Here is an 18,669-nt window from a genome sequence, read left to right as displayed (position 1 = left end):
TGCATCTGGAGCCAATCGTTTGCTTAAAAACCTGAAACTGACCCTATCCGAAGGCGGCCTAAACATTTACACTGTTGCGCAGAACCCGGAAGGGGCGTTTATTTTTAGTTTGTTGAGTCAGGAGATGCGGATGTTAAAGCGTGAAATGAACATTGCCGATTATGATGCTGAGCTGTGGGCAGCAATGGAAAAAGAAGTTGTTCGCCAGGAAGAACATATCGAGCTGATTGCGTCAGAAAACTACACCAGCCCGCGCGTTATGCAGGCTCAGGGTTCGCAGCTGACCAACAAATATGCCGAAGGCTATCCGGGCAAACGTTATTACGGTGGTTGTGAGTACGTCGACATCGTTGAACAACTGGCTATCGACCGTGCAAAAGAATTGTTCGGTGCTGATTTCGCTAACGTTCAGCCACATTCCGGCTCACAGGCTAACTTCGCGGTTTACACCGCATTGCTGCAACCGGGCGACACCATTTTGGGGATGAACCTCGGGCACGGCGGTCACCTGACGCACGGTTCGCCGGTCAACCTGTCCGGTAAACTGTATAACGTGGTGCCTTACGGCATCGACGAAAGCGGCGACATCGACTATGACGACGTTAAACGTCAGGCCGAAACACACAAACCAAAAATGATCATCGGCGGCTTCTCAGCCTTCTCCGGTATCGTTGACTGGGCAAAAATGCGCGAAATCGCAGACAGTGTTGGCGCGTACTTCTTCGTCGACATGGCACACGTTGCCGGTCTGATTGCTGCGGGCGTTTACCCGAACCCGGTTCCACATGCACACATCGTCACGACCACTACGCACAAAACGCTGGCTGGCCCACGCGGCGGTCTGATCCTGGCGAAAGGCGGCAGCGAAGAGTTCTACAAAAAACTGAACTCCGCCGTCTTCCCTGGCGGCCAGGGTGGCCCGCTGATGCACGTGATTGCCGGTAAAGCGGTAGCACTGAAAGAAGCGATGGAACCTGAGTTCAAAGCGTACCAGCAACAGGTTGCTAAAAACGCGCAGGCGATGGTTGCTGTGGTTCTGGATCGTGGCTACAAAGTGGTTTCCGGCGGTACGCACAACCACCTGTTCCTGATGGATCTGGTCGATAAAAACCTGACCGGTAAAGAAGCCGATGCTGCTCTGGGCCGCGCGAACATCACCGTGAACAAGAACAGTGTGCCAAACGATCCGAAGAGCCCGTTTGTCACTTCTGGTGTACGTATCGGTACGCCTGCTGTTACCCGTCGCGGCTTCAAAGAAGCTGAAGTCCGTGAACTGGCTGGCTGGATCTGTGACGTGCTGGACAACGTGAACGACGAAGCGACTATCGAACGCGTTAAACAGAAAGTTCTCGATATCTGTGCACGCTTCCCGGTTTACGCATAATATTTGCGGAGCCGTTAAGCTGCTAAAACCCGCTCCGGCGGGTTTTTTTATGGGCATGTATCAGAATTTGTGAGCTGGCAGACATTATGGAAGTCAGAATTTGTCTGCGGATTGCTAGCGATTGTGAGCTTTGTCAAAGTATTGGCCTCACACCGGAGGATTTATGGAATTGCGTTCCACGCGCTGGCTTGCACTCAGTTATTTCACCTATTTTTTCAGTTACGGCATTTTTCTTCCCTTCTGGGGCTTATGGCTAAAAGGCGAGGGGATTTCCTCCGAAAGCATCGGCCTGTTGCTCGGTGCCGGTTTAGTCGCCCGCTTTCTCGGCACGTTAATTATTTCTCCGTCGATTAAAGACCCGTCTCATCTCATTACCGGGTTGCGTATTCTTGCGTTGCTCACGCTGGCGTTTGCCGTCGGGTTCTGGTTTGGCAACGGTTGGGCATGGCTGATGATCAACATTGCCGGTTTTAGCTTATTCTTCGGGCCGTTAGTGCCGCTGACGGATGCATTAGCGGGGACGCTGCAACGCCAGATCAATATGGATTACGGCAAAGTACGCGTCTGGGGATCGATTGCGTTCGTCATCGGTTCTGCGGTCACCGGCAAGCTGGTTGAGGTTTACGGCCATAACGCGATTTTGTATACGCTGACGGCGGGCATCGCGGCGATGCTGCTCGGCATGCTATTGCGCCCGAGTGTTAAGCCGGTGGGGGAACCGCGCGAAAGCGGAGCGCCGACCATTTCGTGGAAAGCGTTACTGGGCGAAACGCCGGTCTGGCGGTTCCTGCTGTGCGTCACGTTATTGCAGGGCGCGCACGCGGCGTATTACGGATTCAGCGCGATTTACTGGCAGGATGTCGGCTATTCCTCAACGACCATCGGCTATTTATGGTCGCTGGGCGTGGTGGCGGAAGTTCTTGTCTTTACCTTCAGCCATCAGCTGTTCCGGCGCTGGTCGGCGCGGGACTTGCTGTTGTTATCCGCGGTGTGCGGTGTTGTCCGCTGGGGCATGATGGGCGAATTTACCGCGCTGCCATGGCTGATCGTGATCCAGATCTTGCACTGCGGCACGTTCACCGTTTGCCATCTGGCGGGTATGCGCTTCATCGCTTCGCGCCCGCGCGATCAGGTGATACGGTTGCAGTCGGTTTATTCCGCGCTGGCGATGGGCGGCGGAGTGGCCATTATGACGATGGTTTCCGGCTTCCTGTTCGAGCATCTTCACGCTGGATTATTCTGGGTGATGGCGGTGCTGGCGGTTCCGGCGATTTTCCTGCGCCCGAATGTCACACCTTCAGCGCCGGCTGAGACAGCCAGCTAGGGAGCTTCGAGCAGCGAGCGGATACGTTTTCGCTGCTCTTTCGCCAGCGGCAGTTGAGTGTGGATGACTAAAGGATCGGCGTCGGTGCTGCGGATGGCGTAAGGCGTGACAATCATCGCCACGCCGCCCGGCGCGCCGAACTGATAAAAATCCGCAAGCGTCTGATACTTGATATTGAGCGGCAGCAGCGTGGCTTCGCGCAGTTGCTGCTCGACCGCTTCTTCCAGCTGCGGATTGTTGTGCGTCAGCAGCAAAATCTGTTTTTCCTGCAAGGCATTGCCCTGCATCAGCCAGGCGCCAAACGTAATCGCCACCAGCCCGATTTCATCTTCTGAAAGACTGATCAGATATTCGTGTTCAAACCCTTTCAGCGCTTCGCGGGTGGTGCGCACCAGACGCGGATACATCCGGTTCACTTCTTCCTGCATCAGATTATCGATACCAATACCGAAATGGCAGCGCTCAATGGCCGGGCCGAGATGAGCGAAAAGCTGGCCGACCAGCCCTTCGTAGCTGCTGAATTTCATGCCGGCGATTTCCTGAAAGCGCGCCACCATATTTTCAATTTCCAGCAGCAGACGCTGATCTTCCGTCGAACCGGAACTCTGGTAACTGTGGTTTTTTAGCATGCGCAGCATCAGGGTAAAAAATTCGCACTCGCAGTCATCCAGCAAACCGTTACTGAGGCTTTGCAGCTGAACATAAATTTCACGCGCTGCCGCGTATTCCGGTTTTTCCCGCAGCCAGCGGCGCTGTTGTTCCGTGAAATTTAAGCCAGTGGGCCGGTCGTTTTGCCATAAACAATACTGGAGGCAAATCTGCATCAGCTGGCGATCGTGCTGGCTGAGCGCTTTCGGCAGCAGCGACGAACAGTCTTCGATCACGACGCCGAGAATGTCATTTCTCAGTGCCACCTTCGGGCAGGTCTGGCCGTCAAAGGCGATGTGCAGCCACGGGATAAAATGGCGGGAGACGAAATCAGGAGAAATGCGCAATGTGCGGCGTAATCCCTGAAACAGGCACAGGCGCTGGGCGAGCTGATCGCCCTGGATCCGGCACTCTTTTTCGCTGTACTGCAACACATCCAGATGGTGGATCCGCTGGATTTCGCAGGTGACTTCGGCCAGATCTTCCCACGTCGTGCTCAGCCCGACGCCGTTTATTTCGCTGATGATTTCCAGTTGAACCGCCGTCAGCGGCGCGTACAGCATCAGCAACACGTGGCACCGACGTTGCGTAGCGGAAAGCGCTGGAGAGGGCTGTTTTTCTGGGGTCATATCACCTTCTGTAATGATGGCGTGTGAAATTATTAGTCAAGCATAGCAAAGCGACTGCCCGCGATAAGGCACCGGCATTGGGTTTTACTCCGGCTTACAACTCAGATCACAGATATTTTTGACGACCGCTTAAATGCACAGCAAAATACTGTTACTAAGTAACAATATGATGGCGCTTTACAGGGAGATGAACTTGAACAAAGCCAGGAACCGGCCTGTTTCCCGCTGTGCGAAATGGCTGGGTTTAGCGCTCATGTGCCTGCCAGCCAGTGTGCTGGCGCATCCGCACAGTTTTATTGATATGCAAACCACACTGGTGGCTGACGCAACGTCGCTGACCGGGCTGAAAATGGTCTGGACGATGGACGAAATCACCTCCGCCGATCTGCTGTATGACGCGCAGAATGCCAAAGCGGGATCGGATATCTGGAAGAAGCTGGCGGCAGAAGTCATGGCGCGGGTGCTCAGCCAGCACTATTTCACCGATTTTTACCGTGAAGGAAAACCGGTGAAATATCTCGATCTACCCAGTGAATATGCGCTTTCCCGCAAAGGCGATCAGGCGGTGCTGGAGTTTGTACTCCCACTGGCGCACCCGCAACCGCTGGCGGGCAAGCCGATGCAGTTCTCGACCTTCGATCCCTCCTATTTTGTGGATATGACGTACAAAGACAAAACTGCGCTGCACCTTCCGCCGGATCTGGAAAAACGCTGTACGCTCGCGTTGTTTACTCCGAAACCGGACGCCTCGCTGCAAAGTTACGCGTTGTCGCTGGATAAGGCTGATGCGCCGCCGGAAGACATGGATCTTGGTCAGCAATTTGCCCAGAAGGTCACACTCGAATGTCATTAATTTCAACGCCATCGAAAACCTTTTCCTGGCGGGATTTATGGCCGCTGGCGGTATTTCTGATCCTGCTGGCGGGCGGGGCGTTTGCGCTGTTCCACTTCTGGCCGCGAATTCTGCTCAGCAGCATTATCTGGCAGCGGGATTTGCATCAGGAACTGGCCGGGCTTTTGCGGCAGGTGAAAGAAAATCCGTTACAGGCAGGCATGACGCTGGCGGGTTTCAGTCTGATTTATGGTGTGGTTCACGCCATCGGGCCGGGGCACGGAAAAATCGTTATTACGACCTATCTGGCGACGCATCCGTCACGCCTTAAAAATAGCCTGAAACTGACGTTTGCCTCCGCCATTGTGCAGGGGCTGGTGGCGATTTTGCTGGTCAGCGTTGTGCTTGGCGTTTTACAACTTTCTTCACGCCAGCTTCATCAGAGCAGTTTCTGGATGGAGCGGGGCAGTTTCATTCTGGTGATTCTTCTCGGATTGTTGCTGTGCTGGCGGGCGCTTAAACGGGTCTGGCAGACGATCAAAAGTTTGCAGCCAGCACCGGCCATGCGCATCCAGAGCCTTTCTCCGCCTGGCGCTCAGCCGCACGTTCATGACGAACACTGTGGCTGCGGGCATCAGCATGTGCCGAGCGATCAGCAGCTTCAGGCGGGCGGTGATTTACGTACGCAAATCGCGATTGTGCTGGCGATGGGCCTGCGCCCGTGCTCCGGCGCGATTATGGTTCTGCTGTTCTCCAAAGTGATCGGCGTTTACAGCTGGGGCGTGATTTCTGCCATCACGATGGCCATCGGCACGTCGCTGACCGTGTCGCTCATCGGTGTACTGGTATTTTACAGCCGTTCGCTGGCAGTAAAACTGAGCGCAAGCCGGACGCCTGCCGCGTGGCAGCGCATCGCCTGGTCTTTGCTGGCACTGACCGGCGGGATTGTGTTGCTGGTGGTGGGCATTTTGCTCTGCAGCACCGGCGGCGGCGACGTTTCTCCGATCACCGGCGGGCCTTTCGGGCGTTAGTCTTCTCGCTGCCAATCCTGAACCGCAGACATAAAAAAACGGACGCCCAATCAATGGACGTCCGTTTTTTTTGGGCCTTACGACCCGAAACCGGCGAAATTAACGCTTCAGCGCTTCGCTCAGTTCATCACGCATGGTCATCAGAATACCTTTAACGACGCGTGGGTTACCGGCAACGATGTTACCGGAAGAGAAATGGTTGTGGCCGCCAACGAAGTCAGTTACAACGCCGCCTGATTCACGAACCAGCAGCTCGCCACCGGCGAAATCCCAAGGTTTCAGGGCGATTTCGAAGAAACCGTCAACGCGGCCAGCAGCGACGTAAGCCAGATCCAGCGCAGCAGAACCGGTGCGACGGAAATCTGCACATTCGGTGAACAGTTTGCCCACGACGTTCATGTAGCTTTTTGCGTGTTGTTTGGCTTTGAACGGGAAACCGGTCGCCAGAATGGTGCCGTCGAGATCTTTCGCGTTAGTGCCGCGCAGACGGTAACCGTTCAGCTGTGCGCCCTGACCACGGGTTGCGGTGAAAAGTTCGTTGCGCATTGGATCGTAAACTACCGCGACTTCAGTGCGGCCTTTGATGCGCACGGCGATAGAAACAGCGAAATGTGGGAAGCGTTTAACGAAGTTGGTGGTGCCATCCAGCGGGTCGATAATCCATTGTACGTCTTTGTCTTCGCCTTCCAGCTCGCCACACTCTTCACTGATGATGGTGTGTTTTGGGTAGGATTTACGAATGACATCGATAATCATGTGTTCTGCATCGCGATCTACATTGGTAACAAAATCGTTGGTACCTTTTTGAGTAGCTTCTACAGAGTCTGGCGTTTCGTAATGTTTGGCAATCAGGTTACCGGCCTTGCGCGCAGCGCGCACGGCGATGGTGAGCATCGGATGCATGGATATCTTCCAACTAGGATGTTAAAGAACGGGAATACGGGAAACGGCGCGCAGTATAGCAGGGGTTCTGAAAATTAACTACCGTTGTGTTAGGCTGTTGTGATTTTCCGTCTGCCCAGAGTCTGTATGCTGCCTAATATCCGCATTGTCTTAGTTGAAACGTCCCACACCGGTAACATGGGTTCTACTGCCCGCGCTATGAAAACCATGGGTTTATCAAGCCTTTATCTGGTGAATCCGCTGGTGAAACCTGATTCTCAGGCCATCTCTTTATCCGCTGGTGCCAGCGATGTGATCGGCAACGCCGCCATCGTTGATACGCTGGATGAAGCCCTTTCCGGTTGTAGCCTTGTGATCGGCACCAGTGCGCGTTCCCGTACGCTGCCGTGGCCTATGCTTGAGCCGCGTGAATGCGGTGAGCACAGCGCCAAAGCGGCACAAACCGCGCCGGTTGCGCTGGTCTTCGGGCGCGAACGCGTCGGGCTGACCAATGAAGAGCTGCAAAAATGTAACTACCACGTCTGCATTCCGGCGAACCCGGAATACAGCTCGCTGAATCTGGCGATGGCCGTGCAGATTATTGCGTATGAAGTTCGCGTCGCGCATCTGGCTTTACTCGAAGCCGCAAAACCGCAGGTGGAATACGAAGAATCGCCGTATCCGCTGGTCGATGATCTGGAGCGTTTTTATCAGCATCTTGAACAGACGCTGCTGGAAACCGGCTTCATTCGCCAGGCTCATCCGGGTCAGGTCATGAGCAAATTACGCCGTTTATTCACCCGTGCGCGACCTGAATCTCAGGAATTAAACATCCTGCGCGGCATTCTGACGTCGATTGAAAAGACTCATAACAACAAAGAATAAGCCTGTTTTTGGGGTTATTAAGGCGATTTTTTGTTATGTGAATCATTGTGTTGCGGTGCCTCCACTTGTGGAGGCAATAACGCCTGTTTTTCCTCTGTGTAATACTTGAGTAAATTACTCGGTTAAATAGTTGACTGATTTACTCGGGAATGTCAGACTCATTTGCATCAACCGCATTCGTGCGTTTTTAAAAGACATTTAAAACAGGTAACCATGCTATGAGACTGACATCCAAAGGCCGTTATGCCGTGACCGCTATGCTCGACGTTGCACTGCATTCACAGGAAGGACCAGTACCACTGGCTGATATTTCTGAGCGTCAGGGTATTTCTCTTTCTTATCTGGAGCAGTTGTTCTCGCGTTTACGTAAAAATGGTTTGGTTGCCAGTGTTCGTGGTCCGGGCGGTGGTTATCTGCTGGGCAAAGATTCCGGTGATATCGCAGTTGGCGCGGTGATTACTGCCGTTGACGAATCTGTCGATGCGACCCGTTGCCAGGGTAAAGAAGGCTGCCAGAACGGCGAACGTTGCCTGACGCATACGTTATGGCGTGATCTGAGCGAGCGCATCAGCGGTTTCCTCAACAACATCACACTGGCAGAGCTGGTCAACAACCAGGAAATCCTGGAAGTGGCCGACCGTCAGAACGGTGAAATCCGTCGTCAGCCGAATGGCCGTCAGATGGAGACGATCAACGTAAATCTCAGAGCCTAATCCCCGTCATCCTTCGCGCCGCCTCGGCGTTGGCTGCCGTCGCAAACCCCGGTCACATACTACTGTATGCTCCCGGGGATTTGCTCTGTTGCCGCCTTGATGCAACATGAATGATTTAGGGAATGCTGAGATTTATGTTTTAAGAAGCCCGTGGGAATTCACATTTCCGCGGGTTTTTGCATTTTCAGACGCCAATACTTACCGTTTAGTGCCCGCAAAACGTCATTTCCCTTTTAAGAATTCGTGAAGCCGTTTTAAACTGGGTGTCGTTTTTTTAATTCTTTCGTTCGCAACAGAACGCGCAGTCCGGAGCTTGCCTGCCATGAAATTACCTATTTATCTCGATTACTCTGCCACTACGCCGGTTGATCCGCGCGTCGCCGAGAAAATGATGCAGTGTCTGACACTGGACGGTACTTTCGGTAATCCGGCTTCACGTTCTCACCGTTTTGGCTGGCAGGCCGAAGAGGCGGTGGATGTGGCGCGCAACCAGATTGCCGAACTGATAAATGCCGATCCGCGTGAAATCGTATTCACTTCCGGCGCGACAGAATCCGATAATCTGGCGATCAAAGGTGCGGCGCACGCGCAACGCGAGAAGGGCAAACACATTATTACCAGCCAGACTGAGCATAAAGCGGTGCTTGATACCTGCCATCAGCTGGAAACCGAAGGTTTTGAGGTTACGTATCTGGCACCACAGGCTGACGGTTTTATCACGCCGGTGGCCATTGAAGCCGCGATGCGTCCGGACACAATCCTGGTGTCCATCATGCAGGTGAATAACGAAATCGGCGTGGTGCAGGATATCGCGACCATTGGCGAACTGTGCCGCAGCCGTGGCGTGTTGTTCCACGTGGATGCGACCCAGAGCGTGGGGAAAATTGATATTGATCTCAGCGAGTTGCCGGTCGATTTAATGTCATTTTCCGCACATAAGATTTATGGTCCGAAGGGCATCGGCGCGCTGTATGTGCGTCGCAAACCGAAAGTCCGCATCGAAGCGCAAATTCATGGTGGCGGGCATGAGCGCGGCATGCGTTCCGGGACGCTGCCGGTGCATCAGATTGTCGGGATGGGTGAAGCCTATCGCATCGCCAGAGAAGAAAGGGTGACGGAAGTTGAACGTCTGACTATGCTTCGTGACCGTCTGTGGAAAGGCATTCAGGCGCTGGACCACGTCTTTATGAACGGTTCCGCCAAACATGCTGCGCCGAATATTCTGAACGTCAGTTTCGCCGGCATTGAAGGGGAATCTCTGATTATGGCGCTGAAAGATCTGGCGGTTTCCTCCGGGTCAGCCTGTACGTCCGCCAGCCTCGAGCCTTCTTACGTTTTACGTGCGCTGGGGATTAACGAAGAACTGGCGCACGCCTCGTTGCGTTTCTCGCTGGGTCGCTGGACGACGGAAGAAGAAATTGATTATGCAATTGCGCTGGTAGTGAAATCTGTTCGCCGCCTGCGTGAACTGCCACCGGTTTATACGGCGAAAGCCTGACATTTACCGTGAAGTGCCACCCTATTTAAAGGGCGATTTACCTGTCATTGAAGAAAAGACTTTCATTGAAGATAAAACTTGTCTTTGAAAATAATAAATCAGGAGTGCTGTTATGAGTTCCGACGTAAACACCAATGAAGCCATGTCCGTGTTCCTTTCTTCCCAGCCAGCAGATGCCCGCTGGGGTGAAAAAGCGACGCTTAGCACCGGTTCTGAAGGCATGACTATCCATCTGAAAGAGGGCGATGCGCTGCCTGCGATTGCCCGTGCGGCACGCCGTATTGATGGTCAGGGCGTGAAAAACGTCAAGCTGGCAGGCGAAGGCTGGGATCTCGAAAATAGCTGGGCATTCTGGCAGGGTTTCCGCGGCCCGAAAGGCACGCGCAATGTCGAATGGGCCGAGTTGTCTGAAGAAGACACCACCGCGCTGCAACAGCGTCTGAAAATCATCGACTGGGTGCGTAACACCATCAATACCCCGGCAGAAGATTTGTCGCCTGAGCAACTGGCGACCCGCGCAGTCGATCTGATGTGTGAATTCGGCAACGAGAAAGTTAGCTACCGCATCACCAAAGGTGACGATCTGCGTCAGCAAAGCTACATGGGTATCCACACTGTGGGCCGTGGCTCTGACCGTCCGCCGGTTCTGCTGGCACTCGATTACAACCCGACCGGCGACGCTGAAGCGCCGGTTTATGCCTGTCTGGTCGGCAAAGGGATTACTTTTGACACCGGCGGCTACAGCCTGAAACCGAGCGCTTCTATGGACTCCATGAAAGCTGACATGGGCGGCGCGGCTACCCTGACAGGCGCACTGGCGCTGGCGGCGGCAAATGGTCTGAACAAACGTGTGAAATTGTACCTGTGCTGCGCGGATAACATGGTCAGCGGCAATGCCCTGAAACTGGGCGATATCATCCGTTACCGCAACGGCAAAACGGTTGAAGTGATGAACACCGATGCCGAAGGCCGTCTGGTTCTGGCTGATGGCCTGATCGACGCTTCTGCGCAAAATCCGGAGCTGATCATTGACGCGGCAACGCTGACCGGTGCGGCCAAAACCGCATTGGGCAACGATTACCATGCGTTGTTCAGCTTTGACGATGCGCTGGTAGCAGAGCTGCTGGCAAGTGCGAAAGAAGAACATGAACCGTTCTGGCGCCTGCCGCTGGAAGAGTTCCACCGTTCGCATCTGCCTTCCAATTTTGCAGAGCTGAACAACATCGCCGGTCCTGCACACACTGCGGGCGCAAGCACGGCGGCGGCTTTCCTGTCTCATTTCGTCACTGAATATAAGAAAGGCTGGCTGCACATCGACTGTTCGGCAACCTACCGCAAAAGCGCGGCTGACCAGTGGTCTGCCGGTGCAACCGGTCTGGGTGTGCGTACCGTCGCTAACCTTCTGTTAGCTAAGTCTAAATAATAAAATCATTTGTTTAAGTAAGAATAACGGGGCGCTGATTAGCGCCCCGTTTTATACCATTACCGGAGTCAGTATTATGAGTGTCCCACACGATCATCTCCCTGCGGGAGCCGCAGCGGTAAACGGGGAAAATGAGCTGGAGCGTCTGCTTCGCCTGTCCGTCAGCGCGCCTGCCTGGCGCCCGGCGTTTTACCAGACCTTGCTGGATTCCACCGTTTTCGTGCTGGGCGATGCAGGTCAGGATGACGCGGAAAAGCAGGGCAGTGTGGCGATCACCGCCGGTAGCGAACTCAATATCCTGCACTGGGAAAAACAGGACGGCAGCTCAGTCATTCCTTTCTTCTCTTCAGTTGATGTGCTTGAAAAAGCCAGCGCGGGCGAAGGCCCCGACGAGCAGGCGTTTGTTGCGCTGCCTGCCCGTGTGTTGTTTGAAATGACACAGGGCGATGAGTTGTTTCTGAATCCCAAATCCGAATACGGAAAGGAATTCACACCAAACGAAGTCACGCTGCTGCTGAGCAACGGCGGATTACATGCGCCGTCAGAGCTGGTGCTGGACAAAGAAAGTCAGTTACTGATTGGTCAGCCGGAAGAATATCCTTCAGCCATGATTGATGCGCTAACGACGCTTTTTACCCAGAAAAAGCCGGTACGCCGTGCCTTTATGGCGCTGATCCACGATAAAGCGGTGGATGACCAGCCCAATTTGTTGATTGGTGTTGAAGCCGACGGTGATGAGCAGGAGATCGACGCGCTGATCCGCGAAGCCGGGAATGTGGCGAGTGAAACGTCTCCGGACGATCGCCCAGTGGATTTCTGTATCGTTTCCGAAAAAGAGCGTGGCATCAGCCATTATCTGATCAGCCATACGCAGCCTTTCTATCAGCGCAAGTGGGGCAGCTGGCTGCGCAACATTATTCCCTCTTCGGGTCAGGCGTAAGAGGTATGCGGGAGAGGCTGAGGTATGCCGTTTTCTTCCGCTTTGTTTGCGAAAAATGGGCGGTTTGGGTGTGATAGTGAATCAATGACACATTTTTTTAATTAAATGTTGTGATTCAGGTAGGCAATCGTAACTTCGCTCCCTATAATCACCGCCATTTTACGGCAGGTATAACATTAAATTAACCGGCCCTACCTATAAAAGTCAGACAGAGGTTTTCATGACTATCCAACGTACTTTCTCCATCATCAAGCCAAACTCCGTAGCTAACAACGACATCGGCGCTATCTACGCACGTTTCGAACGCGCTGGTTTCACCATCATCGCGTCTAAAATGCTGAAACTGACTAAAGAGCAGGCTGAAGGCTTCTACGCTGAGCACAAAGGCCGTCCTTTCTTTGATGGTCTGGTTGAGTTCATGACGTCTGGCCCGATCATGGTTCAGGTTCTGGAAGGCGAAAACGCTGTTCAGCGTAACCGCGATATCATGGGCGCAACTAACCCTGAGAACGCGCTGGCCGGTACCCTGCGTGCAGACTTCGCTGACAGCTTCACCGCTAACGCTGTTCACGGTTCTGACGCTGTAGAATCTGCACAACGTGAAATCGCTTACTTCTTCACCGAAAGCGAAATCTGCCCGCGTTAAGATTTTTGGCACCGGTTGCTGGAAGACAGGCCGCAAATTCGTAAGAATTTTGTAACAGGCGCCTTCCAAACATGGCAACACTGCCCTAAAATTTGTACAATGTTGCGCCCCGAATGAGCCAGCCTCGTCGGGGCGCAATTTATTTGCAGGCCGCCAGTTTCCGAAAAGGTTTCGGCTCTGCACTTCCAATACGCCATAACGTGTAACAACGAGGCCATTTTTCATCATGTTAGAATCAAACACGCCCGAGCATACCTTGTCTGAGAACACTCCCGTTTCCGCAGAAGCCGTGAACACTGTCGTGCCGCCTGCTGCCGCAAAAATTAACCTTCTTGATCTCAACCGCAAACAAATGCGTGAGTTTTTCATCAACATGGGCGAGAAACCGTTCCGTGCTGATCAGGTCATGAAGTGGATGTACCATTATTGCAGCGATGATTTCGAGCAAATGACCGATATCAACAAGCCGCTGCGTGAAAAACTGGCCCGCGTTGCAGAAATTCGTGCGCCGGAAGTGGCGTCCGAACAGCGTTCAACCGATGGCACCATCAAATGGGCGATTCAGGTTGGCGGCCAGCTGGTCGAAACCGTGTATATCCCGGACGGCGACCGTGCGACGCTTTGCGTTTCTTCTCAGGTAGGTTGTGCGCTGGAATGTACTTTCTGCTCAACCGCCCAGCAGGGCTTTAACCGTAACCTGCGCGTGTCCGAAATCATCGGGCAGGTGTGGCGTGCGGCGAAAATTATCGGTGCCGCAAAAGTGGCCGGTACGCGTCCTATCACCAATGTGGTGATGATGGGAATGGGCGAGCCTTTGCTGAACCTGAACAACGTGGTTCCGGCAATGGAAATCATGTTGGACGACTTCGGCTTTGGTCTGTCAAAACGTCGCGTCACGCTCTCCACCTCGGGTGTTGTGCCTGCGCTGGATAAACTCGGCGACATGATTGACGTGGCACTGGCCATTTCCCTGCACGCGCCAAATGACACCATTCGCGACGAAATCGTACCGATTAACCGCAAATACAATATCGATACTTTCCTGGCCGCCGTTGAGCGTTATATCGGTAAATCCAACGCCAATCAGGGCCGTGTGACCATCGAATACGTTATGCTCGACCACATCAACGATGGCACTGAACATGCGCATGAACTGGCAGAACGCCTGAAAAATACGCCGTGCAAAATCAACCTGATCCCATGGAACCCGTTCCCGGGCGCACCGTATGGCCGCAGCTCCAACAGCCGTATTGACCGTTTCTCGAAAGTGCTGATGGATTACGGTTTCACGGTGATTGTGCGTAAAACCCGTGGCGACGACATTGATGCTGCGTGCGGGCAGCTGGCGGGCGACGTGATCGATCGTACTAAACGTACGTTGAAGAAAAAAATGGCAGGCGAGCAGCAGATTTCCGTAAAAGCCGTGTAGTCGCTATAAGCCTTAAAGAGTGCGAGGGGGTTACTGTGCAGTGCGGTAAGCCCCCGTTTTGTTGTCGATGGCAAGATAAAGGGAATTAAGCATGACAATGAATGGCAGTGTGAAGTTGCTGATTGCAGCGGGAATCTCCGTTGCGCTGCTGGCGGGGTGTTCCGGTACACCGAAAGAAACGCAACAGGCCACGGGCGCAGCGCAGACGCGTCTGGAGCTGGGGATGGAATATCTGTCTCAGGGCAATATGGACGCGGCAAAGCAAAATTTACAGAAAGCCGTGGATGGCGCGCCAAATGATTATCGCACTCAGCTCGGAATGGCGCTTTACGAGCAAAAAAACGGCGATCAGAAAGCTGCGCAAAGCCGCTACCAGCAAGCGCTGAAGCTGGCACCGCAAAATGGCACTGTGATGAATAATTACGGTGCGTTTTTGTGTAGTTTAGGGCAGTATGTACCCGCACAACAGCAGTTTAGCGCCGCAGCTAATGCACCTGATTACGGTCAGGTAGCTGACAGTCTGGAAAATGCAGGCTACTGTTTTCTGAAGGCCAATCAGAATGAGGAAGCGCGAGTGTTACTAAGCCGGGCATTAAAAGTTGATCCCGATAAAGGCGCACCCTTGCTGACTGAGGCAACCAAAGAATTTGGGGAAGGGAACCGCGCTCAGGCGAAACTATTACTGGATGTATATCAACATGTTCTGCCAGCCACTGCTGAAAGTATCATGTTACAAATTCGATTCGCTGCGTTAGCGGGCAATCCGGATAGCGTTCAACGCTACGGTAAGCAGCTTGCGCGTAGTTATCCACAATCTAAACAGTACCAGCAGTTCTTAGCTAATGAATACTGAAGCCTCCCAAGAAAATAATGCAAAACTGACCACAGGCGAACGTCTGCGTCAGGCTCGTGAACAGTTAGGTCTCAGTCATCAGGCCGTTGCAGAACGCCTGTGTCTGAAAGTCTCGACTATTCGCCAAATCGAAGAAGAAACGACGCCGGCCGATCTTGCGCCGACTTTCCTGCGTGGTTATCTGCGCTCTTACGCCAAGCTGGTACACGTTCCTGAAGAGGAACTGTTAGGTCTGATTGGTAAACAAGCTCCCATCAAAGTGCCGAAAGTTGCTTCGATGCAGGGTTTTTCCCTGGGTAAGTCTCGCAAAAAACGTGATGGCTGGCTGATGGGCTTTACCTGGCTGGTGGTGTTTGTGGTGATCGGCCTGACCGGTGCGTGGTGGTGGCAAAACCATCAGGCGCAGCAGCAGGAAATCGCCACCATGGCTGACCAGTCTTCTGCGCAACTGAATCAGGATAATGGTCAGGGGCAAGCGGTTCCACTGGGCGATAACGCGAACTCTGCACCGACCACAGAAGATACGTCTTCTGCGCAGGCGACCGAGCCGCAGCCACAAAACAGTATTCCGCTGAATACTACACCGGCTCCTGCTACTACCGCAGGCACTACACCGGCTGTAACGGGTTCACAGGAACCGGCAGCGGTTTCTACCAGCCAGCCAGCAACAACGGCTGAGAATGGCCTGCCTACGGGTGACGCACAAACTGCCGCTGCAGCAGGTGCAGATCCACAAGCGGTTGCTTTGACTTTCAAGGCTGACTGCTGGTTACAAATCGATGACGCATCAGGTAAAACCCTGTTCAGCGGCATCAAAAAAGGCGGCGAGTCTCTCAGCGTTAAGGGCACTGCGCCGTATAAGCTGAAAATCGGTGCTCCGGGTGCGGTGGATATCCAATTCCAGGGCAAACCGGTTGATTTAAGTCGTTTTGTAAAATCAAGCCGTGTTGCACGCCTGACCTTAGCTGCCGAGTAATCGGCAGTTTGTCAGACGCTTGTAACGATGGAGAGTGAAGTAATGCATAACCAAGCACCCATTACCCGTCGCAAATCAACCCGGATTTATGTCGGCAAGGTGCCTGTAGGTGACGGAGCGCCGATTGCAGTGCAATCGATGACCAACACCCGCACCACAGACGTCGCGGCAACAGTCGCACAAATCAAATCACTGGAACGCGTGGGTGTCGATATTGTCCGCGTTTCCGTGCCTACAATGGATGCCGCTGAGGCGTTCAAACTTATCAAGCAGCAGGTTAATGTCCCGCTGGTCGCTGATATCCATTTTGATTACCGCATCGCGCTGCAAGTTGCAGAATACGGCGTGGATTGCCTGCGTATTAACCCGGGCAATATCGGTAACGAATCCCGCATCCGCTCCGTAGTGGATTGCGCCCGCGACAAAAATATTCCTATCCGTATCGGTGTCAACGGCGGCTCTCTGGAAAAAGATATCCAGGAAAAGTACGGCGAACCTACGCCGCAAGCGCTGCTGGAATCTGCGATGCGTCACGTCGATATTCTCGACCGCCTCAACTTTGACCAGTTTAAAGTCAGCGTGAAAGCTTCTGACGTTTTCCTGGCTGTTGAGTCGTATCGCCTGCTCGCCAAACAAATTGTTCAGCCATTGCACCTTGGGATCACGGAAGCGGGCGGTCTGCGCGCCGGTTCCGTTAAATCGGCTATCGGTCTGGGTTTACTGCTGTCAGAAGGTATCGGCGACACGCTGCGTATCTCACTGGCGGCCGATCCTGTCGAAGAAGTGAAAGTCGGTTTTGATATCCTGAAGTCATTGCGTATCCGTTCCCGTGGGATCAACTTCATTGCCTGCCCGACCTGTTCGCGTCAGGAATTTGATGTCATCGGTACGGTGAATGCGCTGGAACAGCGTCTGGAAGATCTCATTACGCCAATGGATGTTTCGATCATCGGTTGCGTGGTGAATGGTCCGGGAGAAGCGCTGGTCTCGACGATTGGTGTTACGGGCGGTCATAATAAAAGCGGTTTCTACGAAGATGGCGTTCGTCAGAGAGAGCGTTTTGACAACACAGATATGATTGACCAGTTAGAAGCAAAAATTCGCGCCAAAGCGGCGATTATGGATGAGAGTAAACGTATCGTTATCAATCATCTTGAAAAGTAACATCGGTTGCGGGCGTCTGCGGACGCCTGCATTATATTGAACCCGGTAGGGGAAAGTGTCTGCGCGTTGAACCGCAGGGCACAAAACCCCTATAATCGGGTTCATTTTTTATAAAACGATAGAGAACTGACGTGGCAAAGAATATCCAGGCCATTCGCGGCATGAACGACTATCTGCCTGAAGACACGGCATTATGGCAGCGTATCGAAGGTACGTTGAAACAAGTGCTCGGCGGTTACGGCTACAGTGAAATCCGTATGCCGATTGTAGAGCAGACCCCATTGTTTAAGCGCGCTATCGGTGAAGTGACCGATGTCGTGGAAAAAGAAATGTATATCTTTGAAGACCGCAACGGTGAAAGCCTGACGCTGCGTCCTGAAGGTACAGCTGGCTGCGTCCGCGCCGGTATCGAACATGGTCTGCTGTACAATCAGGAGCAACGTCTGTGGTACATCGGCCCGATGTTCCGCTACGAGCGTCCGCAAAAAGGCCGCTATCGTCAGTTTAATCAGTTGGGTGTGGAAGTCTTTGGCCTGCAAGGCCCGGACGTTGATGCCGAGCTGATCCTCCTGAGCGCCCGCTGGTGGCGTGCGCTGGGTATCGCTGAACACGTTATGCTTGAGCTGAACTCTATCGGCTCTCTGGAAGCCCGCGCTAATTATCGTGATGCGCTGGTGGCTTTCCTTGAGCAGCATAAAGATAAGCTGGATGAAGACTGCAAACGCCGTATGTACAGCAATCCGCTGCGCGTGCTGGACTCCAAAAATCCGGATGTTCAGGCATTATTGAACGATGCACCGGCGCTGGGAGACTATCTTGATGAAGAATCAAGAGAACACTTTGCAGGTCTGTGTGAACTTTTAGAGCAGTCTGGTATCCCATATACGGTTAATCAGCGACTTGTGCGCGGTTTGGATTATTACAACCGCACCGTATTCGAATGGGTAACCAGCAGCCTGGGCGCGCAGGGCACCGTGTGTGCTGGTGGCCGTTATGACGGGCTGGTAGAACAATTGGGTGGTCGTGCAACACCTGCTGTCGGTTTTGCGATGGGACTGGAGCGCCTGGTCTTACTGGTTCAGGCTGTAAATCCAGATTTCAAAGCACCTGCGACGGTAGATGCTTATGTGATTTCCTCTGGTGCGGGTACGCAAAGTGCGGCGATGCAACTGGCTGAAACGCTGCGTGATGCACTGCCTGAACTGAAAGTGATGACTAACTACGGTGGCGGTAACTTCAAAAAGCAATTTGCCCGTGCTGACAAATGGGGCGCACGCGTTGCCCTGGTACTGGGTGAAGATGAAGTCGCAAACCTGCAGGTTGTTGTAAAAGATCTGCAAAGTGGAACGCAAGAAACGCTGGCGCAAAGCGAACTCGCCGCGCGTCTGGCTTCGATGTTGGGTTAAGGAGAA

17 protein-coding genes are annotated in these 18,669 nt (G+C 53.4%); 15 read left to right on the top strand and 2 right to left on the bottom strand.

From position 1 onward, the window contains the following. The first annotated feature begins 130 nt into the window (after window positions 1–130). Both glyA and KWG64_RS03805 read left to right on the top strand, forming a co-directional pair. On the top strand, window positions 131–1,384 hold the full coding sequence (glyA, locus tag KWG64_RS03810) for a serine hydroxymethyltransferase (protein ID WP_195815491.1): 1,254 nt from the start codon (window positions 131–133) through the stop codon (window positions 1,382–1,384). A gap of 163 nt (window positions 1,385–1,547) precedes the next feature. Next, a complete protein-coding gene (locus KWG64_RS03805; protein WP_218520950.1) occupies window positions 1,548–2,708 on the top strand; it encodes a 3-phenylpropionate MFS transporter in 1,161 nt (386 codons plus the stop codon). Here the strand turns inward: KWG64_RS03805 and csiE are convergent. Further along, window positions 2,705–3,985, bottom strand: coding sequence for a stationary phase inducible protein CsiE (gene csiE, locus KWG64_RS03800; protein WP_218520949.1), 1,281 nt, complete (start codon window positions 3,983–3,985; stop codon window positions 2,705–2,707). The two genes, KWG64_RS03805 and csiE, sit on opposite strands and share 4 nt — an antisense overlap. Window positions 3,986–4,238: 253 nt before the next feature. Here csiE and KWG64_RS03795 point away from each other — a divergent pair, with 253 nt between their 5' ends. Together KWG64_RS03795 and KWG64_RS03790 are read left to right on the top strand one after the other, a co-directional pair. Beyond that, window positions 4,239–4,838 (top strand): DUF1007 family protein, encoded by a 600-nt coding sequence (locus KWG64_RS03795; RefSeq protein WP_229893547.1) that lies wholly within the window; start codon window positions 4,239–4,241, stop codon window positions 4,836–4,838. After that, entirely contained in the window at window positions 4,829–5,848 is a 1,020-nt protein-coding gene (locus KWG64_RS03790; RefSeq protein ID WP_218520947.1) for a nickel/cobalt transporter, read from the top strand. Before KWG64_RS03795 ends, KWG64_RS03790 begins: the two co-directional genes overlap by 10 nt. 99 nt (window positions 5,849–5,947) lie before the next feature. Here the strand turns inward: KWG64_RS03790 and suhB are convergent, their stop codons facing one another. Continuing rightward, a complete protein-coding gene (gene suhB / locus KWG64_RS03785) occupies window positions 5,948–6,751 on the bottom strand; it encodes an inositol-1-monophosphatase (protein WP_101076366.1) in 804 nt (267 codons plus the stop codon). Window positions 6,752–6,877: 126 nt separating this feature from the next. Here suhB and trmJ point away from each other — a divergent pair, with 126 nt between their 5' ends. The 11 genes from trmJ to hisS all read left to right on the top strand — a co-directional run bounded on the left by trmJ (window position 6,878) and on the right by hisS (window position 18,663). Next, a complete protein-coding gene (gene trmJ / locus KWG64_RS03780) occupies window positions 6,878–7,615 on the top strand; it encodes a tRNA (cytosine(32)/uridine(32)-2'-O)-methyltransferase TrmJ (RefSeq protein ID WP_218520946.1) in 738 nt (245 codons plus the stop codon). Between the two features lie 218 nt (window positions 7,616–7,833). Then, window positions 7,834–8,328, top strand: a complete 495-nt coding sequence (gene iscR / locus KWG64_RS03775; RefSeq protein ID WP_101076364.1) for a Fe-S cluster assembly transcriptional regulator IscR — start codon at window positions 7,834–7,836, stop codon at window positions 8,326–8,328. A 322-nt stretch (window positions 8,329–8,650) separates the two neighbouring features. Continuing rightward, window positions 8,651–9,826, top strand: coding sequence for an IscS subfamily cysteine desulfurase (locus KWG64_RS03770; protein ID WP_218520945.1), 1,176 nt, complete (start codon window positions 8,651–8,653; stop codon window positions 9,824–9,826). Between the two features lie 112 nt (window positions 9,827–9,938). Then, entirely contained in the window at window positions 9,939–11,249 is a 1,311-nt protein-coding gene (gene pepB, locus KWG64_RS03765) for an aminopeptidase PepB (RefSeq protein ID WP_218520944.1), read from the top strand. A gap of 76 nt (window positions 11,250–11,325) precedes the next feature. Continuing rightward, the gene (gene sseB / locus KWG64_RS03760; RefSeq protein WP_218520943.1) at window positions 11,326–12,189 is read left to right on the top strand and encodes an enhanced serine sensitivity protein SseB; all 864 of its coding nucleotides are present in this window, start codon (window positions 11,326–11,328) and stop codon (window positions 12,187–12,189) included. Between the two features lie 220 nt (window positions 12,190–12,409). After that, window positions 12,410–12,835 carry a nucleoside-diphosphate kinase gene (gene ndk / locus KWG64_RS03755; RefSeq protein ID WP_101076359.1) on the top strand — a complete coding sequence of 142 codons (426 nt, stop codon included), beginning with the start codon at window positions 12,410–12,412 and terminating at the stop codon, window positions 12,833–12,835. Window positions 12,836–13,061: 226 nt separating this feature from the next. Further along, window positions 13,062–14,264 carry a bifunctional tRNA (adenosine(37)-C2)-methyltransferase TrmG/ribosomal RNA large subunit methyltransferase RlmN gene (locus KWG64_RS03750; protein ID WP_195815499.1) on the top strand — a complete coding sequence of 401 codons (1,203 nt, stop codon included), beginning with the start codon at window positions 13,062–13,064 and terminating at the stop codon, window positions 14,262–14,264. A gap of 91 nt (window positions 14,265–14,355) precedes the next feature. Further along, entirely contained in the window at window positions 14,356–15,117 is a 762-nt protein-coding gene (pilW, locus tag KWG64_RS03745; protein ID WP_195815500.1) for a type IV pilus biogenesis/stability protein PilW, read from the top strand. After that, on the top strand, window positions 15,107–16,093 hold the full coding sequence (gene rodZ / locus KWG64_RS03740) for a cytoskeleton protein RodZ (protein WP_152324574.1): 987 nt from the start codon (window positions 15,107–15,109) through the stop codon (window positions 16,091–16,093). The genes pilW and rodZ overlap by 11 nt, the downstream gene beginning before the upstream one ends. A 42-nt stretch (window positions 16,094–16,135) precedes the next feature. Beyond that, entirely contained in the window at window positions 16,136–17,257 is a 1,122-nt protein-coding gene (gene ispG, locus KWG64_RS03735; protein ID WP_104921069.1) for a flavodoxin-dependent (E)-4-hydroxy-3-methylbut-2-enyl-diphosphate synthase, read from the top strand. 131 nt (window positions 17,258–17,388) lie between these two features. Beyond that, window positions 17,389–18,663, top strand: coding sequence for a histidine--tRNA ligase (gene hisS, locus KWG64_RS03730; RefSeq protein ID WP_218520942.1), 1,275 nt, complete (start codon window positions 17,389–17,391; stop codon window positions 18,661–18,663). The last annotated feature ends 6 nt before the right edge of the window (window positions 18,664–18,669 follow it).

It is taken from the genome of Rahnella sp. PD12R (genome assembly GCF_019200965.1).
Taxonomy (GTDB): Bacteria; Pseudomonadota; Gammaproteobacteria; order Enterobacterales; family Enterobacteriaceae; genus Rahnella; species Rahnella laticis.
This window is presented reverse-complemented; position numbering and strand designations above follow the sequence as displayed.

Bases quoted from the DNA above. Each gene is read 5' to 3' on its own strand.
- ispG (WP_104921069.1), top strand. From the start codon at position 16,136: ATGCATAACCAAGCACCCATTACCCGTCGCAAATCAACCCGGATTTAT.
- KWG64_RS03770 (WP_218520945.1), top strand. From the start codon at position 8,651: ATGAAATTACCTATTTATCTCGATTACTCTGCCACTACGCCGGTTGAT.
- iscR (WP_101076364.1), top strand. From the start codon at position 7,834: ATGAGACTGACATCCAAAGGCCGTTATGCCGTGACCGCTATGCTCGAC.
- csiE (WP_218520949.1), bottom strand. From the start codon at position 3,985: ATGACCCCAGAAAAACAGCCCTCTCCAGCGCTTTCCGCTACGCAACGT.
- KWG64_RS03805 (WP_218520950.1), top strand. From the start codon at position 1,548: ATGGAATTGCGTTCCACGCGCTGGCTTGCACTCAGTTATTTCACCTAT.
- sseB (WP_218520943.1), top strand. From the start codon at position 11,326: ATGAGTGTCCCACACGATCATCTCCCTGCGGGAGCCGCAGCGGTAAAC.
- KWG64_RS03790 (WP_218520947.1), top strand. From the start codon at position 4,829: ATGTCATTAATTTCAACGCCATCGAAAACCTTTTCCTGGCGGGATTTA.
- pepB (WP_218520944.1), top strand. From the start codon at position 9,939: ATGAGTTCCGACGTAAACACCAATGAAGCCATGTCCGTGTTCCTTTCT.
- glyA (WP_195815491.1), top strand. From the start codon at position 131: ATGTTAAAGCGTGAAATGAACATTGCCGATTATGATGCTGAGCTGTGG.
- KWG64_RS03795 (WP_229893547.1), top strand. From the start codon at position 4,239: ATGTGCCTGCCAGCCAGTGTGCTGGCGCATCCGCACAGTTTTATTGAT.
- ndk (WP_101076359.1), top strand. From the start codon at position 12,410: ATGACTATCCAACGTACTTTCTCCATCATCAAGCCAAACTCCGTAGCT.
- suhB (WP_101076366.1), bottom strand. From the start codon at position 6,751: ATGCATCCGATGCTCACCATCGCCGTGCGCGCTGCGCGCAAGGCCGGT.
- rodZ (WP_152324574.1), top strand. From the start codon at position 15,107: ATGAATACTGAAGCCTCCCAAGAAAATAATGCAAAACTGACCACAGGC.
- KWG64_RS03750 (WP_195815499.1), top strand. From the start codon at position 13,062: ATGTTAGAATCAAACACGCCCGAGCATACCTTGTCTGAGAACACTCCC.
- trmJ (WP_218520946.1), top strand. From the start codon at position 6,878: ATGCTGCCTAATATCCGCATTGTCTTAGTTGAAACGTCCCACACCGGT.
- pilW (WP_195815500.1), top strand. From the start codon at position 14,356: ATGACAATGAATGGCAGTGTGAAGTTGCTGATTGCAGCGGGAATCTCC.